At 36.2% G+C, this 21,876-nt stretch carries 23 protein-coding genes; 21 read left to right on the top strand and 2 right to left on the bottom strand.

Translation table 11 applies throughout. The features are described from left to right. Nucleotides 1-64 precede the first annotated feature (64 nt). The 16 genes from EC501_RS05820 to recO all read left to right on the top strand — a co-directional run bounded on the left by EC501_RS05820 (nucleotide 65) and on the right by recO (nucleotide 13,754). Nucleotides 65-808, top strand: coding sequence for a 16S rRNA (uracil(1498)-N(3))-methyltransferase (locus EC501_RS05820; protein WP_122971353.1), 744 nt, complete (start codon nucleotides 65-67; stop codon nucleotides 806-808). Nucleotides 809-824: 16 nt separating this feature from the next. Next, complete coding sequence (gene mtaB, locus EC501_RS05815) at nucleotides 825-2,159, top strand: tRNA (N(6)-L-threonylcarbamoyladenosine(37)-C(2))-methylthiotransferase MtaB (RefSeq protein ID WP_122971352.1); 1,335 nt, start codon at nucleotides 825-827, stop codon at nucleotides 2,157-2,159. Between the two features lie 187 nt (nucleotides 2,160-2,346). After that, on the top strand, nucleotides 2,347-3,015 hold the full coding sequence (gene deoC / locus EC501_RS05810; protein WP_122971351.1) for a deoxyribose-phosphate aldolase: 669 nt from the start codon (nucleotides 2,347-2,349) through the stop codon (nucleotides 3,013-3,015). A 110-nt stretch (nucleotides 3,016-3,125) separates the two neighbouring features. Then, nucleotides 3,126-3,299 carry a 30S ribosomal protein S21 gene (rpsU, locus tag EC501_RS05805; protein WP_004227078.1) on the top strand — a complete coding sequence of 58 codons (174 nt, stop codon included), beginning with the start codon at nucleotides 3,126-3,128 and terminating at the stop codon, nucleotides 3,297-3,299. Between the two features lie 296 nt (nucleotides 3,300-3,595). After that, nucleotides 3,596-4,492: an NfeD family protein gene (locus tag EC501_RS05800; RefSeq protein WP_122971350.1), complete on the top strand. Its 897-nt coding sequence runs from the start codon at nucleotides 3,596-3,598 to the stop codon at nucleotides 4,490-4,492. After that, nucleotides 4,482-5,480 (top strand): flotillin-like protein FloA, encoded by a 999-nt coding sequence (floA, locus tag EC501_RS05795; protein WP_122971349.1) that lies wholly within the window; start codon nucleotides 4,482-4,484, stop codon nucleotides 5,478-5,480. Before EC501_RS05800 ends, floA begins: the two co-directional genes overlap by 11 nt. 37 nt (nucleotides 5,481-5,517) lie before the next feature. Further along, complete coding sequence (locus EC501_RS05790) at nucleotides 5,518-6,015, top strand: hypothetical protein (RefSeq protein WP_122971348.1); 498 nt, start codon at nucleotides 5,518-5,520, stop codon at nucleotides 6,013-6,015. 99 nt (nucleotides 6,016-6,114) lie between these two features. Then, nucleotides 6,115-6,366, top strand: a complete 252-nt coding sequence (locus EC501_RS05785) for a hypothetical protein (protein WP_122971347.1) — start codon at nucleotides 6,115-6,117, stop codon at nucleotides 6,364-6,366. Next, nucleotides 6,353-7,480 (top strand): sporulation protein YqfD, encoded by a 1,128-nt coding sequence (locus EC501_RS05780; protein WP_122971346.1) that lies wholly within the window; start codon nucleotides 6,353-6,355, stop codon nucleotides 7,478-7,480. The genes EC501_RS05785 and EC501_RS05780 overlap by 14 nt, the downstream gene beginning before the upstream one ends. Before the next feature lie 3 nt (nucleotides 7,481-7,483). Then, nucleotides 7,484-8,440 (top strand): PhoH family protein, encoded by a 957-nt coding sequence (locus EC501_RS05775; RefSeq protein WP_122971345.1) that lies wholly within the window; start codon nucleotides 7,484-7,486, stop codon nucleotides 8,438-8,440. 148 nt (nucleotides 8,441-8,588) lie between these two features. Then, complete coding sequence (locus EC501_RS05770) at nucleotides 8,589-10,706, top strand: HD family phosphohydrolase (protein ID WP_122971344.1); 2,118 nt, start codon at nucleotides 8,589-8,591, stop codon at nucleotides 10,704-10,706. Between the two features lie 15 nt (nucleotides 10,707-10,721). After that, nucleotides 10,722-11,207 (top strand): rRNA maturation RNase YbeY, encoded by a 486-nt coding sequence (gene ybeY, locus EC501_RS05765; protein ID WP_122971343.1) that lies wholly within the window; start codon nucleotides 10,722-10,724, stop codon nucleotides 11,205-11,207. Beyond that, nucleotides 11,194-11,544, top strand: coding sequence for a diacylglycerol kinase family protein (locus EC501_RS05760; protein WP_122971342.1), 351 nt, complete (start codon nucleotides 11,194-11,196; stop codon nucleotides 11,542-11,544). Before ybeY ends, EC501_RS05760 begins: the two co-directional genes overlap by 14 nt. Nucleotides 11,545-11,571: 27 nt before the next feature. Further along, on the top strand, nucleotides 11,572-11,991 hold the full coding sequence (locus EC501_RS05755) for a cytidine deaminase (protein ID WP_174232655.1): 420 nt from the start codon (nucleotides 11,572-11,574) through the stop codon (nucleotides 11,989-11,991). After that, on the top strand, nucleotides 11,972-12,889 hold the full coding sequence (gene era / locus EC501_RS05750) for a GTPase Era (protein ID WP_122971341.1): 918 nt from the start codon (nucleotides 11,972-11,974) through the stop codon (nucleotides 12,887-12,889). The genes EC501_RS05755 and era overlap by 20 nt, the downstream gene beginning before the upstream one ends. Nucleotides 12,890-12,971: 82 nt before the next feature. After that, nucleotides 12,972-13,754, top strand: coding sequence for a DNA repair protein RecO (recO, locus tag EC501_RS05745; protein WP_122971340.1), 783 nt, complete (start codon nucleotides 12,972-12,974; stop codon nucleotides 13,752-13,754). A gap of 3 nt (nucleotides 13,755-13,757) precedes the next feature. Here recO and EC501_RS05740 read toward each other — a convergent pair whose 3' ends face one another. Further along, a complete protein-coding gene (locus EC501_RS05740; protein ID WP_122971339.1) occupies nucleotides 13,758-14,231 on the bottom strand; it encodes a hypothetical protein in 474 nt (157 codons plus the stop codon). Between the two features lie 207 nt (nucleotides 14,232-14,438). Further along, the gene (locus EC501_RS05735; protein WP_122971338.1) at nucleotides 14,439-15,827 is read right to left on the bottom strand and encodes a glycine--tRNA ligase; all 1,389 of its coding nucleotides are present in this window, start codon (nucleotides 15,825-15,827) and stop codon (nucleotides 14,439-14,441) included. A 793-nt stretch (nucleotides 15,828-16,620) separates the two neighbouring features. On the opposite strand from EC501_RS05735, the gene ccpN reads away from it, so the two are divergent. From ccpN to EC501_RS05710, 5 genes are all read left to right on the top strand, one after another. Next, nucleotides 16,621-17,259: a transcriptional regulator CcpN gene (gene ccpN / locus EC501_RS05730; RefSeq protein ID WP_122971414.1), complete on the top strand. Its 639-nt coding sequence runs from the start codon at nucleotides 16,621-16,623 to the stop codon at nucleotides 17,257-17,259. Between the two features lie 11 nt (nucleotides 17,260-17,270). Further along, entirely contained in the window at nucleotides 17,271-18,083 is an 813-nt protein-coding gene (locus tag EC501_RS05725) for a pyruvate, water dikinase regulatory protein (RefSeq protein ID WP_122971337.1), read from the top strand. Nucleotides 18,084-18,380: 297 nt separating this feature from the next. Beyond that, nucleotides 18,381-20,204, top strand: coding sequence for a DNA primase (dnaG, locus tag EC501_RS05720; protein WP_122971336.1), 1,824 nt, complete (start codon nucleotides 18,381-18,383; stop codon nucleotides 20,202-20,204). Between the two features lie 31 nt (nucleotides 20,205-20,235). After that, complete coding sequence (rpoD, locus tag EC501_RS05715) at nucleotides 20,236-21,363, top strand: RNA polymerase sigma factor RpoD (protein WP_122971335.1); 1,128 nt, start codon at nucleotides 20,236-20,238, stop codon at nucleotides 21,361-21,363. A 205-nt stretch (nucleotides 21,364-21,568) separates the two neighbouring features. Continuing rightward, a partial coding sequence (locus EC501_RS05710) for a transposase family protein (RefSeq protein WP_148037799.1) occupies nucleotides 21,569-21,876 on the top strand: 308 nt, incomplete at its 3' end.

Genomic DNA, 21,876 nt, shown 5'->3' with positions numbered 1-21,876 from the left:
CATAAAGGGTCAACTCCTTATCATTTTACAAGAAGTTTTCCATTTATCTAGGAGGTGTGATGAAATGCAACGTTATTTTTTAGATGAACCTTTTAACCAAGAAAAAGAGATAACGATTACTGGTGAAAATGCCCGTCATATTTCTAAAGTGATGCGTATGACTACTGGAGATCGAATTGTTGTTGTTTCGAATAACATAGCATATATTTGTGAAATTTTATCTGTTGGGCAAGAAATTGTTGTAAAACAAACCGGTGAAACAATCCCCTCTTCTGAAATGCCTATTCAAGTACATATCGCGTGTGGATTACCGAAAGGGGATAAGTTAGAGTTTATAGCTCAAAAGGGAACGGAATTAGGAATGTATGCTTTAATTCCCTTTAGTGCGGAACGTTCCATTGTAAAGTGGGATGAAAAGAAGGGTGAGAAGAAAACCGAAAGACTTCAAAAAATTGCTCAGGAAGCTGCGGAACAATCCCATCGAAATCATGTTCCGACTATATCCAACCCGATTTCCTTTAAACAATTAATTCGTACACTTTCGAACTATGATGTCGTATTTATAGCGGATGAAGAAGATGCTAAAAAGGAAGTGCGTACGAGATTTGCGGATAAGCTGAAAAAAGTGTATGATAATGAATTGAAGTCTATTTTATTAATTTTCGGTCCTGAAGGTGGCATTTCAAGAAATGAGGCACAAAGTTTATTAGATGCTGGAGCTGAGACAATGTCTCTTGGACCTAGAATATTGCGTGCAGAAACCGCACCATTATATGCGCTATCTGCCATTTCCTATGAATTTGAATGAAAGAGGTGTACTAGCCTTGTCAACGGTGGCTTTTCATACATTAGGCTGTAAAGTAAACCATTACGAAACAGAAGCAATCTGGCAGCTTTTTAAAGAACAAGGATATGAACGTACTGAATTTGAACATCAAGCAGACGTTTATGTCATCAATACATGTACAGTAACAAATACAGGAGATAAAAAATCTCGCCAAGTGATTCGTCGTGCTGTCCGTCAAAATCCTGATGCAGTAATTTGTGTAACGGGTTGCTATGCTCAAACATCACCTGCAGAAATTATGGCAATCCCAGGTGTAGATATTGTTGTCGGAACACAAGATCGTCAAAAGATGCTTGGTTATATCGAACAATACAAACAAGAACGTAAACCAATTAATGCGGTTGGAAATATAATGAAAAACCGTGTTTATGAGGAGTTAGACGTTCCTTATTTTACAGACCGTACCCGTGCTTCCCTTAAAATTCAAGAAGGATGTAACAATTTCTGTACGTTCTGTATTATTCCATGGGCTCGTGGTTTAATGCGTTCCCGGGATCCTCAAGAAGTAATTCGCCAAGCACAACAGCTAGTAGATGCTGGTTATCTTGAAATTGTTCTTACTGGTATTCATACTGGTGGATATGGACAAGACTTTAAAGATTATAACTTAGCACAATTACTTCGTGACCTTGAAGCAAATGTAAAAGGATTAAAACGTTTACGAATTTCTTCCATTGAAGCTTCTCAATTAACGGATGAAGTGATTGAAGTATTGAAAAATTCAAATATCGTTGTTCGACATTTGCACATTCCAATTCAATCGGGTTCAGATACCGTTTTAAAACGAATGCGTCGGAAATATACAATGGATTTCTTTGCAGAACGGCTTGAACGTTTAAATGATGCGTTACCGGATTTAGCGATCACTTCTGACGTTATCGTTGGTTTCCCTGGAGAAACTGAGGAAGAATTTATGGAGACGTATAACTTTATTGCTAAACATAAATTTGCCGAGCTTCACGTCTTCCCGTTCTCTAAACGTACAGGTACACCTGCTGCAAGAATGGAAGATCAAATCGATGAAGAAGTGAAAAATGAACGAGTGCACCGTTTACTTACATTAAACGATCAATTAGCAAAAGAGTATGCTTCTCGCTTTGAAGGAGAAGTATTAGAAATTATCCCTGAAGAACAATATAAAGAATCAAACGAAGAAAACTTATTTGTAGGGTATACAGACAATTATTTACGTGTTGTCTTTGAAGGTAATGAATCGATGATCGGAAAACTTGTAAAAGTGAAGATTACGAAAGCTGGCTACCCATATTGTGAAGGTCAATTTGTACGTGTATTAGAAGAACAAGTACAATAAAGGAAAACGGTAAAACTTGTAATGAGTTTTGCCGTTTTTTATGTAAAAAGAAATGTGTTGTTTTGGGGATACTAATTTGAAGTAAACATCTAAATTATTTTTGAAAATATCTGACATTTCACAAGTTATTGCCGTTAATGGTATGATGGGAGAGGTACGGACAACTTAAGGAAAAGGAGTAATTTTTATGACACAAAATTACGCTTCAATGATTGATCATACATTGTTAAAAGCTGAAACTACAAAAAATCAAATCGAAAAATTATGTGAAGAAGCAAAAAAATATGAATTTGCCTCTGTTTGCGTAAATCCGACGTGGGTTCATTACAGCGCACAACTTTTATCAGGTACAAATGTAAAAGTTTGTACTGTTATCGGTTTTCCATTAGGAGCAACAACTTCAGAAGTGAAAGCTTTTGAAACAAAAAATGCAATTGAAAATGGTGCCCAAGAAATTGATATGGTTATTAATATTGGCGCATTAAAAGACGGCAATTACAATTTAGTTCGAGACGACATTAAAGCTGTCGTAGACGCAGCAAATGGTACTTTAGTAAAAGTAATTATTGAATCATGTTTGTTAACTGATGAAGAGAAAATGAAAGCATGTGAACTTTCTGTAGAAGCAGGCGCAGATTTCGTAAAAACATCTACAGGTTTTTCAACGGGAGGAGCAACTGTTGAAGATGTAGCATTAATGAGAAAAACTGTTGGACCAGAAATCGGTGTAAAAGCTTCAGGTGGGGTAAGAAGTCTTGAAGATATGCAAAAAATGATTGAAGCTGGAGCAACAAGAATTGGTGCAAGTTCAGGTGTTGCGATAATGAATGGATTAATTTCCGATTCTAACTATTAATTCGAATACTTACTATTGACTGTCGCTAGACAATACGATATAATTTTTTAGTACACAAGTTGCTATAGTAGTTTGTGTATTGACGTGTGTTCGGAGGGAGGGAAAGAGAGATGTCAAAAACTGTCGTTAGAAAAAACGAATCGCTTGAAGATGCTCTTCGCCGCTTCAAACGTACTGTATCTAAAAGTGGTACTATTCAAGAAGTAAGAAAACGCGAATTTTATGAAAAACCGAGCGTAAAACGTAAAAAGAAATCAGAAGCTGCACGTAAACGTAAGTGGTAATTTCCTAGACAATCCCTACGTTCATAACACGCAATTTATGATTCACTAAGGAAAAAAATGATATACCCTAGTATTTGAACTTTCAAATACTAGGGTATTTTACATTTTCTTGCCCTTTTTAGTAAAACTAGATGTACATTTTTTTATAGAATAACAATAGAATAATTAAGAATTGGATAGTCGATTCGTGTACAATGAAAATAAATGAGAAAAACCATTCGATTTTTGAAACTTTTTGACGATATAACCGTAGAATTAACTATCAGGAACAGCCCATCTAAGTAAGGAGGGTAGATATGGGGAAAATAATAAAAGGCAGTTGTTTCATGGCATTATTGTTAATATCATTAACGTTTCTTTCCTTCAACTTGTCAGTTAGTGCCAATGGAGAAGAAATAGTTTCATTGAACAGTGGTGTTGTAACTAGCGATACAAAGGAAAGTGCTTTAATAACTGAAACAGCCAATGATTTTTCAGAATTTGTCCAAACCGAAAATGAAGGGGAAGTAGGACAGACAACGTTTTCTGACAAGCTTTTAAATTTTTTGACTAATCCTATTGTTGTGACCTTTTTATTATCGATTGGTGCCCTAGGGTTAGCGATGGAATTATTTTCTCCTGGATTTGGTGTGCCGGGGCTCATCGGCCTATCTTCTTTTGGATTATTTTACTTTGGACATATCGCCTCAGGGTTCGCAACCTATGAATCGATCATAATTTTTGTCATCGGCTTTGCTTTATTAGCAGCGGAATTGTTTATTCCAGGGGGAATAGTCGGACTTATTGGTGGCGCACTGATGATTATCAGTTTATTATTTGCAGGTGAAAGTGTGGTCCATATGGCGTATTCCATTTTAATCGCTATGTTTATCGCTATAATAGGAATGGTGGTATTAATGAAATTCTTTGGGAAAAATTTACACGTCTTTAATAAATTAATATTAAGAGACGCAACGACGACAGAGGAAGGCTATGTATCCAATATCAACCGTGTTGACCTGTTAGGAAGATCCGGATATACGTTGACACCTCTTCGACCTGCAGGAACAATAATAATTGATAACGAACGAATCGATGTCGTTTCAGAAGGAAATTATGTTGATTCAAAAAAGAAAGTGGAAGTTGTGCGTGTAGAAGGTTCACGAGTTGTCGTGAGAGAAATAGAAAAGGGAGTGGAAGAAAATGGTTATTGATGCAGCAGCTATTAGTTTAATTATTACCGCTGTAGTAGTTATTATTGTATTATCAGTCATATTAACTTTTGTTCCAGTAGCACTATGGATTAGTGCCATTGCAGCAGGAGTAAGAGTAAGTATCTTTACATTAATTGGGATGAGATTACGTCGAGTAATTCCAGCTCGTATTGTAAATCCATTAATTAAGGCTCATAAAGCAGGTTTAGACGTATCCATTAACCAATTGGAGTCCCACTATTTAGCTGGTGGTAATGTTGACCGTGTTGTAAATGCTTTAATCGCAGCTCAACGGGCAAATATAGAGTTATCCTTCGAACGTTGTGCCGCTATCGATCTAGCTGGACGTGACGTATTAGAAGCTGTACAAATGTCTGTAAATCCGAAAGTAATTGAAACACCATTTATTGCCGGTGTTGCAATTAACGGGATTGAAGTAAAAGCAAAAGCGAGAATAACAGTAAGAGCAAACTTGGACCGTTTAGTTGGTGGTGCAGGGGAAGATACAATTATTGCCCGTGTCGGTGAAGGGATCGTTTCGACAATCGGTAGTTCTGAAAGCCACTCAAAAGTATTAGAAAATCCTGATTTGATTTCTCAAACGGTACTTTCAAAAGGGTTAGATTCAGGAACAGCCTTTGAAATTTTATCCATTGATATTGCAGACGTAGATGTTGGTAAAAATATTGGGGCAGAACTTCAAATTGAACAGGCACAAGCGGATAAAAATATTGCCCAAGCAAAAGCGGAAGAACGTCGTGCTATGGCAGTAGCAAAAGAACAAGAAATGGTAGCGAAAGTTCAAGAAATGAAAGCAAAAGTAGTAGAAGCAGAAGCAGAAGTCCCAATGGCAATGGCAGAAGCTCTACGTTCTGGAAACTTTGGAATTATGGATTATATGAATTATAAAAATATCCAAGCAGATACTTCCATGAGAGATTCTATTGCGAAAGTAACAAATGATAAACAAGATTCTACGGAAGATTAAAGATATAACACACCTAAAAGAGAGGAGTGTTTAGTTAATGGAAGGCATTATTCTCATGGTGGTCATTTTTATTGTTAGTTCTTTATTTGGTGGTAAAGAAAAGAAAGAACAAAAACCAATGCCACCTTTTAATAATAAACAAACGACTCAAAAATCCCAAACTTCTAATAAAGTAGAACGTAGGGAAACGAGAAAATCGTTGGAAGATTTTGCGAGTGAAGTGTTTCAACAATTAAATGATAAAACTGCTACAAGAACACCCCAGCGTTCCATGGAGAAATCTGCTCAAGAAGTAGCCAGAAGAGCAACAAAAATAGAAAAGGATTTATCGAAACCTGTAACAAAAAATGCAAGACCATCCCTTGATGCAAATCGTTCCAATCGGTCATCAAGTATAACGAGGGTGAAAAATACTAAAGGGAAAATGAAACAAAGAGAAATTGGAAACTTTGTCCCTACGAATAGAGAAGCGTTAGTTCAGGCGATTATTACATCAGAAATTTTAGGACCGCCAAAGGCAAAGCAACATTCCTAATTGTTTGAAGTTTTGCAGTAATTTGTAAGAAACAAAAGGAATCTATACATGCCCCCCTTTTTCAAAGCATATACTTTTGCGAAAGGGGGGCATTTTTAATTGAAAAAATTATTCCAAAAAGATCCATTAATTGAAATCGTAAATAACAGCCAATTAAGGTTGATTGGAACATATAAATTTATTGAAGCGTCTGAACAGCATTGTTCCTTTTTATATGAAGATTTTTCAATTTTAATAAAAGCAAATCGCGTACATATAGATGTATTAAAAGAGGAAGAATTTATTATACATGTTGAAAATTTATTATCAATTGAAATGAAAAGGCAGGTGAACGATTATGAAAAAGTTTGATAATCGTCCTGTTGAAATTCGTATAACACGTAACAATGCGGCCCATGCCTTCATTCAAAATTTACATTCGAAAGGTGTAAAAATAAAGAATGTAACCCATTTAGACAATGAAATTCGTTTTGAAATTACAAGGAAAGATATCAATATAGTACGTACGATTAGGAAAAAGTACCGTGTTAAAGTGAAAATCCAATATTTACAAGTTTCTAGAATTTTTCAAAAAAATAGTTGGACAGCTATTGGTTTACTGCTACTAATTTGTATCCCAATTGTTGCCTCCCAGTTTGTTTGGAAGGTGGAGGTGCAATCAGATATACCTGAAGTCCGAGTTGCCGTAGAAAAAATCGTAAATGAAAAATTATCCCTCGCCAAGCCTACATTAAGGGGAAAAGTGGAATCGGATTTCGAAATTAGACAAACTATAATGGAAGAGTTAAGAGATTTATCTTGGGTGCATATATTAAAAACAGGTAGTAGTATGACGATTGTTCCACAACTTGCACCGATTACCGATAATAGAGACAATATAAATGAAGGGAAAAATCATTTAATTGCAGCAAAAAGTGGTGTAATTACTCATTTTGAAATTTCTAGTGGAGAACGTCGTGTATTACCGAATACAACTGTATATAAAGGGGATACACTTGTATCAGGGGTTATATCAGTTGGAGATAAATCGGTTGTAGTAGGAGCTTCTGGGGAAGTGTATGCAGACTACTGGTTAGAAACGGAATTTTCGATTCCAAAGGAATTACAACTCATCTCAGCTAGTAGTCGAGAGTGGACGATTGATTTCAAAATGAATAATGATAAAAAGGAGCAGGGAAAATCATTTCAAAAGATCGATTTACCGGAGTGGCTTTCAAAATTTATCGAAATCAAAAGGACTCAAAAGTACATCACTGTAACGGAAGAGATTACAGAAGAACGAATCGAATCGTTTATTTTGCCACTACTGCACGAAAAAATCTTAAAATCTTTACCTCCAAAAACAATTATCAAAAAGGAAAACATTTTGCACGTTACATTCGATGATGATAAAGTGAAAGGGAAAGTCCTATTTTTGGTAAATGAAAACATTGCGGAAAACTACCCAATTGACCAAGGAGATTGATTTATGTCAGAACAATTATCAGAATTGCAAGTAGAAAATCCAAATGAAGCAGTAATGTTACTAGGAATGTCCGATGCAAATATTAAGCTCATTGAAGAAACATTTCAAGTACGCATTATTACCCGTGGTGAAGTAATTCAAATTGCCGGGGAAGAACTTCCGAAACAGCAAGTAAAGGATTTATTAATTGCCCTATTAAGAGTAATTCGAAAAGGGGTTAATATTGATTTGCGGGATGTGGCTACTGCAATCGAAATGGTGAATAAAGGGACAATTGAATATTTTGCTGAATTATATGAAGAGGAAATAGCGAGAAACTTTAAAGGGAAACCTATCCGAGCAAAAACAATCGGTCAACGCGAGTACATAAAAGCGATTCGTCATCATGACCTCGTGTTTGGTATTGGTCCTGCTGGTACTGGGAAAACCTATTTAGCCGTTGTTATGGCAACGCAAAGCTTAAAAAACGGTCATGTTAAACGCATTATTTTAACAAGACCTGCAGTAGAAGCCGGAGAATCATTAGGGTTTTTACCAGGGGATTTAAAGGAAAAGGTTGATCCTTATCTTCGACCATTGTATGATGCACTACATGACATATATGGTCAAGAACAAACCCAACGTTTAATTGAACGGGGAACAATTGAAATTGCACCTTTAGCTTATATGCGTGGTCGTACTTTAGATGACGCCTTTGTTATATTAGATGAGGCGCAAAATACAACCCATATGCAAATGAAAATGTTTTTAACAAGACTTGGATTTGGTTCTAAAATGGTTATTACCGGAGATAAAACACAAATTGATTTACCAAAAAATACGGAGTCAGGTTTAATCATTGCAGAACGTTCATTAAAATTTTTAAAGGATATACAGTTTAAAACGTTAGAGGCTGGAGACGTAGTCCGTCATCCGCTTGTGGCGAAAATTATCCAAGCTTACACAGATCAGGAGTTATAATAAAGATAAGTTTAATACCGGATTATTGTATAGCTCTAAAAATGTGTACGATAAATCGTGCACATTTTTTATTTCTAGTAACTTTTCATGAAATTATATTCATAAATTGGTAAACTATACATAGAGAAAGACCTTTGGAGGTGCGCAGGTGGAAAAGCACTTTAATAAATTGCTGAATATAATAAGTTTTCGGACTTTATTAATCGTTGTTTTAATTGTCACTGGTATTCTACAATTCTTTTTAATGCTCGGTAATATTCGAGGTACTACATATGATATCCAAGCTTTTCAACTTGCACCAGAGACAATACGTGCAGTCAAAACGGTAGAAGATACAGTAAAAACGGAGCAGGAAAGAGATAATGCCGAAAACGCTGTAGAACCTGTTTACGTATTTAATGATGAAACGGCACATAATCGTTCTTCTTTAGTCACTTCTATTTTTGACATTCTTTTGGATGTACGAAAAGACATAAGTGCTAGTAAAGAAGAAGTGCCGATAGAAAATCAAGTTCATCAACTTCAAGATAAATTAAAGGATATTACAGATAGTCAATCCCAACTTAATTTTACCGACAGTCAATTACAATCGCTTTTAACAGCAAATGATGCGAGTATTGCAACTGCGAAAACATTTCTTGTTAATTTAGTTGAAACAACATTGAAAGAGCCGATTCGTACAGATGATGTAGCTCAAGTACGGAATGAAATTGAATCAAGAATTCGTCAAAATGATACATTGGATGAAAATTTATTCAGCGTACTTGCGGTAATTGGACGAGCGGCAATTGTCGAAACAGAAGTATTGGATGAGGAGCGAACAGAAGAGCTAATTTTACAAGCCCGTGAAGAAGTTGAGCCAACAAGAATTTTACAAGGACAAATCATTGTTCAAGAAGGGGAATTGATTGATCGGGAAGTTTATCGTCAATTGGAACTTTTAGGTTTATTGAATAGCCATACATCAACAAAACCGGTTCTAGGCCTTTTCATCTTTATTGTTTTGCAAATGGCTTTTATGTATATCCTTTTTGACCGTTCGAAAACGGATTTAGAAAAAAGAAGGAAAGCTTTATTTGTAACGGCTATTGTTTATTCGATTTCAATTATATTAATGAAGTTGCTTAGTTTGTTATCAGACCAATTTGATATGACGATTGCCTTTTTATATCCAACAGCCCTTGCTACAATGCTTGTAAGGTTGTTAGCAAATGAAAGGGCGGCGATATTAGTAACCGTATTAACAGCAGCTTCTGCCGGAATATTGTTCCACGAAGGGTACGCAGCAGTTTTACAAATGGATATAGCACTGTATATTATTTTTGGTGGATTATCAAGTGTATTCTTTATGAGGAGCATGGAGAAAAGATCCCATTTATTAAAAGCATGCGGCATTGTATTAGTAAGTAATTTCTTATTTATTGCCTTTTATTTACTCATGTCCCAATCAGATTATGAGCTGGTAGAATTATTATTTTATGCCATTGCGGGCATTACTTCTGCAGTTTTATCAGGTGCATTAACGATGGGATTATTACCTTTCTTTGAATCAGCCTTAGGATTATTGTCGACAATGAGATTAATCGAATTATCGAATCCAAATCATCCGTTGTTGAAAAAATTGCTAACAGAAACACCAGGAACTTACCACCATAGTGTGATGGTGGCCAATCTTGCGGAAGCTGCTTGTGAAGCAATTGGAGCGGATGGTTTACTAGCCCGTGTTGCATGTTACTATCATGATATTGGGAAGACGAGAAGACCGGCATTTTTCATTGAAAATCAAATGTCAGGAATTAATCCCCATGATTCATTGCCACCCGAAAGAAGCGCGGAAATTATCATTTCCCATACGTCGGATGGGGCAGCTTTGTTGAAAAAGCATAAAATGCCGAAAGAAATTGTAGATATTGCCCTACAGCACCACGGGACAAGTACCTTAAAATTCTTCTTACATAAAGCGAAGGATGAAGGGAAAGAGGTTGACGAAGCAGCGTTTAGTTATCCTGGTCCAAAACCTCAAACGAAGGAAGCCGCAGTTATTAATATTGCGGATAGTGTAGAAGCGGCTGTACGTTCCATGAAACAACCGAGTATGGAAAAAGTACAACAACTTGTCCATTCCATTATTCAAAGTCGTGTACAAGAGCATCAATTTGATGAATGTGATGTCTCTCTTAAAGAATTAAAGAAAATTGAAGAAGTATTATGTGAGACATTAAATGGGATATTCCATTCAAGGATTGAATATCCAAAAGAAGGATAATTATAGGAGGATTCCATGCTTAATATTGATTTTTTAGATGAAACAAATGAAGTGCAAGAAGAACATATTGAACTAGTTGAAAAGCTACTTCAACATGCTGCAAACACTTTAAATATTGAAGAGGGAAGTGAAGTTTCGGTTACCTTTGTTACAAATGAGGCAATCCATGAAATTAACCGGGAATATCGTGATAAAGACCAGCCTACGGACGTTATTTCCTTTGCCCTTGAAGAATTAGGTGAAGGGGAAGTAGCGATTCAAGGAGAAGGGATCCCTCGTATTTTAGGGGACATCATTATTTCGACAGATAGAACGAAAGAACAAGCTGAGGAATACGGTCACTCCTTTGAACGGGAACTTGGATTTTTAGCAGTTCATGGATTTTTACACCTTTTAGGCTACGATCATATGACAGAAGAGGATGAGAAAGTAATGTTTGGGAAACAAGATGACATTTTATCTTCTTTTGGCTTAGGCCGTGATTTTAATGGACGTTCTTAAGCTCATTAAATCCTTTGGATATGCTTTAGTTGGCATATGCACATCGTTAAAAGAACAAAATATGCGTATTCATTTATTTAGTGCAGTAATAGTCGTTATAGCTGGAGTGTTAACGGGGATATCGATAACAGAGTGGCTTGTTTTAATTATTACGATAGCACTGGTCATCGGTTCAGAAATGATAAATACAGCAATTGAGGCCGTCGTGAATTTAGCTTCTCCCGAATATCATCCTTTAGCAAAACAGGCGAAGGATGTAGCCGCAGGGGCAGTACTTGTTTTTGCGGTGGCAAGTGTTATAATCGGATTACTCATTTTTCTACCAAAATGGTTTTAAGAAAGAAATATTAAGGAGTTGGGGAATATGACAGTGAATATGAATCAATTAATAGAGCAATCAAAATTAGCAAGAGAGAAAGCGTATGTACCTTATTCAAAATTTCAAGTAGGTGCTGCCCTATTAGCGGAAGATGGAACAGTATATCAAGGCTGTAACATTGAAAATTCGAGTTATGGTTTAGCGAACTGTGCTGAACGTACAGCGATTTTCAAAGCGGTTTCTGAAGGTGTGAAAAATTTTAAAGCGCTTGCCGTTGTAGGCGATACAGAGGGACCATGTTCCCCATGTGGAGCGTGTAGACAAGTCATTTCTGAGTTTTGTGCACCAGATATGCCTGTTTATTTAACGAATTTAAAAGGGGATATACAACAAACGACAGTGGGCGAGCTATTACCAGGCGCCTTTACACCGGAGGATTTAGAACATGCAGGAAAACAACAATAGTTACAAATCAGGATTTATTTCGATCATCGGTCGACCTAATGTAGGGAAATCCACTTTTTTAAATCGCGTAATTGGCCAAAAAATCGCCATTATGTCAGATAAGCCTCAAACAACTAGAAATAAAATTCAAGGTGTACTAACCCGAGACCAGTCTCAAATGATATTTATCGATACACCAGGTATCCATAAGCCGAAACATAAATTAGGGGAATTCATGATCAAAGTATCAAAAAATACTTTGCGTGAAGTAGATCTCATTATGTTTATGGTGAATGCTGAACAAGGTTTAGGAAAAGGCGATGAATTTATTCTTGAGTTACTAGAGGGAACAAAAACCCCTGTATTTTTAGTCGTTAATAAAATAGACCAAATTCATCCTGATGAATTGGTGAATATTATTGAAACGTATAAAGGGAAATTTCCATTCGCTGAAATCATACCAATCTCGGCATTACAAGGTAATAATGTAGATAATTTATTAGTAACGATTGAGAACTATTTACCGGATGGTCCTCAGTACTATCCTGCAGATCAAGTGACAGATCATCCAGAACGATTTATTATTTCCGAGCTCATACGGGAAAAAGTTCTTCATTTAACAAGGGAAGAAATTCCCCATTCTATCGCTGTTGTGATCGACAAAATTAAGCGGGATGAAGAAAACGAACATATGATTCGCGTTCAAGCGACGATTATGGTTGAACGGGATTCGCAAAAAGGAATTGTTATCGGTAAACGGGGCGCCTTATTAAAAGAGGTTGGAACCCTTGCTCGTAAAGATATTGAAATGCTTTTAGGCTCAAAAGTGTATTTAGAGCTCTGGGTAAAAGTACAAAAGGATTGGCGAAATAAATCAACCCACTTACGTGATTTTGGTTATCGCGAAGATGAATATTAATTACCGAAAAGAATGCTTACAATTATGTAGGCGTTCTTTTTATGTATAATAGAAATAGAAAAACGTAGAAGGAAGTGCGGCAATGCTAAATAAATGGGAAGGCATTGTTTTAAAATCGAGATCCTATGGAGAATCCAATAAAATCGTAACAATTATGACGAGGGAAGCAGGTAAAGTGACGGTGATGGCTAGAGGAGCAAAAAAACCAACGAGTCGTTTAGCTGGGATTACTCAAACTTTTATGCATGGGGTATATGTTGTACAAAGAGGTTCGGGAATGGGAACGTTACAACAAGGGGAACATTTAGCCTCCATGCGCCATATCCAAACGGATATTGTTGCAACAGCCTATGCTAGCTATATTGTTGAGCTTCTCGATCGAATTGTCGAAGAGGGAAGTCCGGAACCTTTTGCCTTTGAAGTGTTACAACAAGCTCTTCATGCCATAGAGGAGGAGTATGATCCTGAGGCCATCGCTTTATTTGTTGATTGGAAGCTTCTACCTTATACAGGTGTTCAACCGATGTTACATGCCTGTGCATCGTGTGGAGCAATTGAAGGGGAATTTGCCTTTTCCTTTGCCCAAGGAGGCTATTTATGTCATCGTTGCTTCCATCTCGACCCTTACATCATTCGATTAACGCCAACCCAGTTAAAATTAATCCGAATGTTTTATTCGGTACCTATTGATCAAATTGGCAAACTAGATTTAAAAAAGGGGACAAAACAGTTTATTAAAAAAATTGTTTCAACTATATACGAGGAACAAACGGGAATTCGGTTAAAATCCAGGTCGTTTATTGAGCAATTAGAAAGAACCCCATTACTGAGTAGAAATAAACATAATGAGGAAACGACAGAATAATCGTTATAAAATATTTCGAACGACTTCTAATGTATCTTCCTTAATAGCTTTCCAAAATGATGGATTGGCTTCGCTCAAAAATGTTCCATCTCGTAGATGTAAATAATTTTCGTATAAATAGTTAATTTTATCGTAATAAAAGAGTAAACGATGATTCATATGGGTCATATCAATATGAAGTTCTGTATAACAGTCCACTAAACTTTGCAAATCACTGATTTGTTTTCGTATTTGATCATACATTTCCATATGATATTGTCCAACTTTATGTTCCAATTGACATCGGCTTCGATGTTGATTTAAGACATTCTTTAACGTATCTAGCTTTACGTTTGCTGTAAATAAAATATGGTGATGTGATTGATGCTCAGGCAATTCTTTATTTAATAATTCGTTAACAATGACTAATAGTTTTTCGCTGGCATTTTTTTCAATATTGATTGGTTTTTGTTTTTTAAATAAAGTTTGAAATAACATCAATCCCACCTCTTTTCCTATCATTATAATCGAAATATTCTTACAAATGAAAGATTGAAAAAATAAAATGAACAAAAGTAAAAACACATATCCATTATTGGGTGGAATATGTGTTTTTATACATTTATTGGGTTATATAGAAAAAATTATAGTATATAGAAAAAAAAGAGCTTATCTCGCTAAATTAGCGAAATAAGCTCATCGTTTTTAAAATTCTAAATGTTTTTCGATATATGCTTTAACTTCTGCTATTGGCATTCGGATTTGTTCCATGCTATCACGATGGCGAACCGTTACTTGGCCGTCTTCTTTTGAATCGAAGTCATAAGTAATACAGAATGGTGTTCCGATTTCATCTTGTCGGCGGTAACGTTTACCGATTGATTGGGATTCATCATAATCAACAGGGAATGCTTTACGTAACTCGGACCAAACTTCTCCAGCTTCGTCTGCTAATTTTTTTGATAAAGGTAATACTGCTGCTTTAAATGGTGCTAAAGCTGGGTGGAAGCGTAATACTGTACGAGAATCGCCACCTTCTAATTCTTCTTCATCATAAGCATCACATAAGAAGGCTAATGTTACACGGTCAGCACCTAAAGATGGTTCGATACAATATGGAACGTAACGTTCATTTGTAATTGGATCAATGTAAGTAAAGTCTTCACCGGAATGTTCCATATGCTGTTTTAAATCATAATCTGTACGGTCGGCAATACCCCATAGTTCACCCCAGCCGAATGGGAAGCGGAATTCGATATCCGTTGTTGCATTGGAATAGTGGGATAACTCATCTTCTTCATGGTCGCGAAGACGTATGCTTTCTTCCTTCATACTTAAATTTAATAACCAATTTTTACAGAACTCTTTCCAATATTGTTGCCACTCTAAATCTTCACCTGGTTTACAGAAGAATTCAAGTTCCATTTGTTCAAATTCACGTGTACGGAAAGTAAAGTTACCAGGTGTAATTTCATTACGGAAAGATTTGCCGATTTGCGCAATACCGAACGGAGTACGTTTACGCATTGAACGTTGTACGTTTTTGAAGTTGACGAAAATCCCTTGTGCTGTTTCAGGGCGTAGGAAAATTTCATTCGTCGAACTTTCTGTAACACCTTGGAATGTTTTAAACATTAAATTGAATTGGCGAATTTCAGTAAAATCATTTGCACCACATTCAGGGCAAGTAACAGCAAGTTCATCCATTTTTGCTTTCATTTGATCAAAGCTCATACCGTCCACAATAATCTCTTTGCCAGTTTTTTCAAGAGACGCTTCTTCGATTAATTTGTCTGCGCGGTGGCGAGCTTTACACGATTTACAATCAATCATTGGATCATTAAAGTTACCAACGTGACCAGATGCAACCCAAGTACGTGGATTCATTAAAATTGCAGCGTCAAGACCTACATTATATTCTGATTCCTGCACGAATTTTTGCCACCAAGCTTTTTTTACGTTGTTTTTCAATTCAACACCGAGTGGACCGTAATCCCAAGTGTTTGCAAGACCACCGTAAATTTCTGATCCTGGGAAAACGAAACCACGATGTTTTGCTAAGTTTACGATTGTTTCCATAGATTTTTGAGCCATGAGTAATTCCTCCTAATTGATGAAAATATAAAAGCACCCGTCTCCGGGCTTTTTGCCCGGGGACGAGTGCATATGTATAGTACACCCGCGGTTCCACCCCGCTTGATTGTCCGGTTGAAGTAAAGCGCTCGCATACGTCGTCATTCGTCACCAATGCAATCCTCATGAACCATTTTGTTCACTGCGGTTGATTGGCTCCTCATTCCTAGTCTGACAAACGCTTTCTTTTCAACCTCAATGGTTGGAGTAAAGCGCTCGCATACGTCGTCATTCGTCACCAATGCAATCCTCATGAACCATTTTGTTCACTGCGGTTGATTGGCTCCTCATTCCTAGTCTGACAAACGCTTTCTTTTCAACCTCAATGGTCGAAGTAAAGCGCTCGCATACGTCGTCATTCGTCACCAATGCAATCCTCATGAACCATTTTGTTCACTGCGGTTGATTGGCTCCTCATTCCTAGTCTGATAAACGCTTTCTTTTCAACCTCAATGGTCGAAGTAAAGCGCCCGTAAACGTCGTCATTCGCTTTTACAAAATTGAACAATCCTCTTTTAACTAGTTTGGCTCAAGGGTGCCGTTTCTCTTTTCGCGCAGGCTTTCACCAAACTCCTACTCGCTTTTTTTGAAAAGATACTTATTGTCCTGTCATTGCCTAATATAAAGTTCTATATGATATTCTATGCTACGAACTAGAACTGTGTCAATATTGTAGCATCTTGTATTTTCTTAACAAATATTCGTCATTATAGTATATAATATTTAAGTAAAAGTATAACACTATTTGAAGCGGGTGAGTCCAATCGAACTCAATAAACGTCAAGACACGATTCTGCAAATCGTTAAAGAGAATGGCCCAATCACAGGTGAGCAAATTGCAGAACGTTTAAATTTGACCCGGGCTACTCTACGACCAGATTTAGCGATTTTAACTATGGCTGGATTTTTAGATGCTAGACCACGTGTTGGTTATTTTTATTCAGGTAAGAAGACGATTACAACAGCATCAGAATCGATGATGAATTTAAAGGTAAAAGACTTTCAATCTTTACCCGTTGTTGTATCGGAAAACATGACTGTATATGATGCGATTGTTCAATTGTTTTTAGAGGATGTTGGTACACTTTTTGTTGTAGATGAACATTCATTTTTACAAGGTGTATTATCAAGAAAAGATTTGTTAAGAACTAGTCTTGGTACTCAAGAGTTAACAAAAATTCCAGTTCATATTATTATGACTAGGATGCCGAATATTGCTTATTGTAAAAAATCAGATTCATTAATCGTGGCTGCAAAAAAGTTAATTGAAAGACAAGTTGACTCACTTCCTGTTGTGAACGAAACGGATAAAGGTTTAGAAATTGTCGGAAGACTAACGAAGACAAATATTACAAAAGCCTTCATCTCTTTAGCAGAAACCCATGATTTATAAGGAGTGCTATTTTGAAACTATTAAAAGTATTCGTTGTTTCTGATTCCGTTGGTGAAACTGGGGAACAAGTTGTAAAGGCGGCCATTACTCAATTCCGTCCAAACTTTGACAATACTCTCATTCGAAAGTTTCCCCATATAGAAGATAACGATCATATTGAAAAAATTGTTGAAATTGCCAAAGAACAAAATGCAATTATTGTATTTACACTTGTAGAAGAAAAGATGAGACAGTTTATGATAAATCTTTGTCATCATGAACAAGTGGAATGTATTGATTTAATTGGTCCTATGATTCATTTATTTGAACAACAAATCGGGGAACAGCCCCTTGAGGAACCTGGATTAGTTCATAAATTAGATGATGATTACTTCAAAAAAATTGAAGCGGTTGAGTTTGCAGTTAAATACGATGATGGCCGCGATCCCCGAGGATTGTTGCTTGCAGATGTTGTTTTAGTCGGTGTTTCTAGAACATCAAAAACACCACTTTCTCAATATTTAGCCCATAAACGATATAAAGTGGCGAATGTTCCCCTTGTACCGGAAGTGAATCCACCTGAAGAATTATTTTTAGTGGATCCGAAAAAATGTTTCGGGTTAGTTATCTCTCCGGAAAAGTTAAATGTCATACGAAAAGAGCGTTTAATTGCTTTAGGACTGAATGATGATGCCATTTATGCAAAACAATCACGCATCGAGCAAGAAATTGAACATTTTTATAATGTTGTAGAACGTATTGGATGTTCAGTAATTGATGTAACGAATAAAGCTGTTGAAGAAACAGCAAATGATATTATCGACAGAATCGAACAAAATAAATAATTATACAAATTTTTAGCCACCTCTTCTATTTTGGAGGAGGTTTTTTTGCGCGATTGTAGTATACATATTAGTTAAAGTATTATCTTTCTGATTTGTCTGCAATCGAAGGATGAATATTTTCGTTTTTTTATAAAAAAAGTGGAAATTTTCATCTATTTGTTTTATAATGAAAAAATTGTGGTAAAAATATTTTTAAACCGAGATTTATTTTGAAAATAAACTATTTTTGTCGTAAAATAGAGGATTTTTTAAATTTATCTCGAATTGTGTTACTTAGCATCTGAAGTTGGTGATAAAATGACCGGGAAAATTCCTGAAGAGATGATTGAACAAATTCGTTCCCAGTCCGATATAGTTGACGTTATAAGTGAGTACATGCAGTTAACGAAAAGAGGACGTAACTGGTTCGGATTATGCCCATTTCATGGTGAAAATACACCTTCGTTTTCAGTGTCTCAAGATAAACAAATATTTCATTGTTTTGGATGTGGTGCTGGCGGTAATGCAATTACTTTTGTTATGGATATTGAAAATATTTCCTTCCCAGATGCCCTCGTTAAGTTAGGAAATCGACTTGGTATTCAATTAGATATCCAAAGCAATAGTATGTCAAAAGAAAGCCAATCTTATTCAAAAAAAGAAGAAAAAATGATTGAGGCCCATGAATTTGCTGCCGATTTTTATCATCATTTGTTGATGAATACTGAAGAAGGGGAGCAAGCGTTAAATTATCTTTTGAAAAGAGGATTTACAAAGGAGCTTATCGAAACGAATGGTATAGGTTGGTCTTTACCAACATGGGATACTCTTTCAGTTTTGTTAAAAAGAAAAGGCTTTTCTTTAGAAGAAATGGCCGAGTGTGGACTCATCATCCAGAAGGAAAGTGACCATACTTACTTTGACCGCTTTAGAGGACGAATCATGTTTCCAATACGTGATGAAAATGGAAAGGTAATCGCATTTTCAGGTCGTATTATCGATTCAGTGGATGAGGCGAAATATTTAAACAGTCCTGAATCACCAATTTTCCATAAAAGTCAAGTGCTTTTTAATTTGGACAAGGCAAGAACAACTATCCGAAAAAAACGTCAAGTTATTTTAATGGAAGGTTTTATGGATGTCCTTGCTGCCAATCAAGCTGGAGTATACAATGCAGTCGCTACAATGGGAACTTCCTTAACCACACAGCACATCACAAAGTTGAAACGCTTAAGTGAGCAAATAATAATTTGTTATGACGGTGATAATGCAGGTTGGGAAGCAGCCAAACGTGCTTCTGAAATGTTACATTCCGAACGATTGAAAGTAGAAATTGCAGTACTACCAGATAAATTAGATCCAGACGAATATATTCGAAAATATGGACCTGAAAATTTTGTACAGCAAATTTTAGATAAACCTCATGCATACATTGCTTTTATGATGATGCATGCGAGAAGAAATAAAAACTTTCAATTTGAAAATGATGTGTTGCAATACATCCAGGAAGTGCTTGAGCAACTCGTCGGGCGCTCTTCTCCTATTGAAAGAGACCTTTATATAAAACAGATTGCAAGTGAAACAAATATTTCTGAGGAAGCTATTTATGCTCAATTTAGAAAATTAGAAGCGAATAATGCAAAAACTTTTAAACGGGCAGAACAAGGAAATATTCAAACGAAACAAATCGAACTTCAACAAAAAAAATCTTTATCTGCAACAGAACGGGCAGAACGATTATTATTGTCGCATATGCTTATGAATATTGATGTGATAGATAAAGTTTTAAAAAGTGATGATCCTCAACCTTTTGCCCGGGATGAATACGCAGCGGTGTTCGTCCGTTTAATTGGTTTTTATGAGGAACATGGAACAGCTGATTATCAAAGATTTTTAGAAATTCTCGATGACTCTGAGTTGAGAAAAATTGTGATGGAAGCTGCACTTGTAGAACATGATCCAGAACAGTCGGAAGCAGAAATTAATGACTGTTTGAAGCAGTTAAAAAAACATCGAATTGAAGTTGAAATAAAAAAATTAATTCATGATTCTCTGGAAGCGGAAAAGATGCACGAACATAAACGTGCACTTGAACTAGCCCAGACAATCATACAATTGAAGAAATCATTATCGGCGATTTAACCCGATTCGGTTGTTAGAAGGAGGAAGGTTTATGGCGGACAAGTCAGAACAATCAAAAGAGGTAATTAATGAGCAATCTGTTGAAGAGGTAAAAGCATTACTTCAGCAAATAGCGAAAAAAGATAACGAAATTTCCATGAAAGAAATTTCGAATAAGCTTGCCCCATTTGATTTGGAAAACGAAGAAATTTTCCATTTTGCAGAAGATATCGAGAAAAGTCATGGTATTCAAGTTGAAGGTAAAGAAGAATTTGAAGATGAAGTTTTAGCGAAACAAGAAGAGAGCGAAGAAGCATTTGATTTAAATGACTTAAGTGTTCCTCCTGGTGTGAAAATTAACGATCCAGTTCGTATGTATTTGAAAGAAATCGGTCGCGTTGATCTACTGACAGCTGAAGAAGAAATAGAACTTGCAGAGCGTATTGAACAAGGAGATGAGGATGCTCGTAAACGTCTTGCTGAAGCAAACCTTCGTCTAGTTGTTTCCATTGCTAAACGTTATGTTGGTCGAGGAATGTTATTCCTTGATTTAATCCAAGAAGGAAATATGGGGCTAATCAAGGCAGTCGAAAAATTCGACTACCGTAAAGGGTTCAAATTTTCTACGTATGCAACTTGGTGGATTCGACAAGCAATTACTCGTGCAATTGCGGACCAAGCGCGAACAATTCGTATTCCAGTTCATATGGTTGAAACGATTAATAAATTAATCCGAGTTCAAAGACAATTATTACAAGACTTAGGTCGTGAACCATCACCGGAAGAAATTGGTGAAGAAATGGATTTAACCCCTGAGAAAGTTCGTGAAATTTTAAAAATTGCTCAAGAACCGGTTTCTTTAGAAACACCAATCGGGGAAGAAGACGATTCCCATTTAGGTGATTTCATCGAGGACCATGAAGCGCAATCACCATCTGATCACGCAGCTTACGAGTTGTTAAAAGAGCAACTAGAAGATGTTTTAGATACATTAACTGATCGTGAAGAAAATGTTTTACGTCTTCGTTTCGGTTTAGATGATGGACGTACACGTACCCTTGAAGAAGTAGGGAAAGTATTTGGCGTAACACGAGAAAGAATTCGTCAAATCGAAGCAAAGGCGTTAAGAAAATTACGCCATCCATCTAGAAGTAAACGATTAAAAGATTTCCTAGAATAGTTTTAATTAGGCATCCTTTCGAAATTGCCACGAATAGTTACATTTCGTATCTATTCGTTGGCATTTAAGAAAAGGGTGTCTTTTTTTGTGGCTCTATAATATTTGTTGGGGTTTAAAAAAATTTCATAAATAAAAAAGCACGTAATCACCGATTTCTATATACTTGAATTGTCGAGAAACAAGCAATGAAAGGTGATACGTGCAAATGAATTTTAACATGAATATTCCAGGATTAAAAGGTGTAACTGTTCATAAGGTGGAGGAGATGGGGGAACGTATTGTTCTACACGTTTCCATACCAAAAAAAGAACATCAATGTCCAGCATGCAAGAATATAACATCAAAAGTCCATGATTATCGAATTCAAAAAATTAATCATTTAAAATGGTTTGAACGATTAACCGTCCTTTTTTATAAACGTCGTCGTTATGTATGCCAATGTGGGAAACGTTTTTCAGAAAAATCCCCTTTCGTGGATAAATATCAACGTTTCTCGAAAGAATGGAATCAAGT

Origin of the sequence: Lysinibacillus halotolerans, from assembly GCF_003711845.1 — a bacterium.
Lineage (GTDB): Bacteria > Bacillota > Bacilli > Bacillales_A > Planococcaceae > Ureibacillus > Ureibacillus halotolerans.
This window is presented reverse-complemented; position numbering and strand designations above follow the sequence as displayed.

Excerpts from the sequence above, each read along its gene's own strand:
- floA (WP_122971349.1), top strand. The coding sequence starts at position 4,482 with ATGGTTATTGATGCAGCAGCTATTAGTTTAATTATTACCGCTGTAGTA.
- EC501_RS05790 (WP_122971348.1), top strand. The coding sequence starts at position 5,518 with ATGGAAGGCATTATTCTCATGGTGGTCATTTTTATTGTTAGTTCTTTA.
- deoC (WP_122971351.1), top strand. The coding sequence starts at position 2,347 with ATGACACAAAATTACGCTTCAATGATTGATCATACATTGTTAAAAGCT.
- rpsU (WP_004227078.1), top strand. The coding sequence starts at position 3,126 with ATGTCAAAAACTGTCGTTAGAAAAAACGAATCGCTTGAAGATGCTCTT.
- recO (WP_122971340.1), top strand. The coding sequence starts at position 12,972 with ATGCTAAATAAATGGGAAGGCATTGTTTTAAAATCGAGATCCTATGGA.
- ybeY (WP_122971343.1), top strand. The coding sequence starts at position 10,722 with ATGCTTAATATTGATTTTTTAGATGAAACAAATGAAGTGCAAGAAGAA.
- EC501_RS05755 (WP_174232655.1), top strand. The coding sequence starts at position 11,572 with ATGACAGTGAATATGAATCAATTAATAGAGCAATCAAAATTAGCAAGA.
- EC501_RS05735 (WP_122971338.1), bottom strand. The coding sequence starts at position 15,827 with ATGGCTCAAAAATCTATGGAAACAATCGTAAACTTAGCAAAACATCGT.
- EC501_RS05780 (WP_122971346.1), top strand. The coding sequence starts at position 6,353 with ATGAAAAAGTTTGATAATCGTCCTGTTGAAATTCGTATAACACGTAAC.
- EC501_RS05775 (WP_122971345.1), top strand. The coding sequence starts at position 7,484 with ATGTCAGAACAATTATCAGAATTGCAAGTAGAAAATCCAAATGAAGCA.
- dnaG (WP_122971336.1), top strand. The coding sequence starts at position 18,381 with ATGACCGGGAAAATTCCTGAAGAGATGATTGAACAAATTCGTTCCCAG.
- EC501_RS05760 (WP_122971342.1), top strand. The coding sequence starts at position 11,194 with ATGGACGTTCTTAAGCTCATTAAATCCTTTGGATATGCTTTAGTTGGC.
- EC501_RS05800 (WP_122971350.1), top strand. The coding sequence starts at position 3,596 with ATGGGGAAAATAATAAAAGGCAGTTGTTTCATGGCATTATTGTTAATA.
- EC501_RS05740 (WP_122971339.1), bottom strand. The coding sequence starts at position 14,231 with ATGTTATTTCAAACTTTATTTAAAAAACAAAAACCAATCAATATTGAA.
- era (WP_122971341.1), top strand. The coding sequence starts at position 11,972 with ATGCAGGAAAACAACAATAGTTACAAATCAGGATTTATTTCGATCATC.
- EC501_RS05820 (WP_122971353.1), top strand. The coding sequence starts at position 65 with ATGCAACGTTATTTTTTAGATGAACCTTTTAACCAAGAAAAAGAGATA.
- rpoD (WP_122971335.1), top strand. The coding sequence starts at position 20,236 with ATGGCGGACAAGTCAGAACAATCAAAAGAGGTAATTAATGAGCAATCT.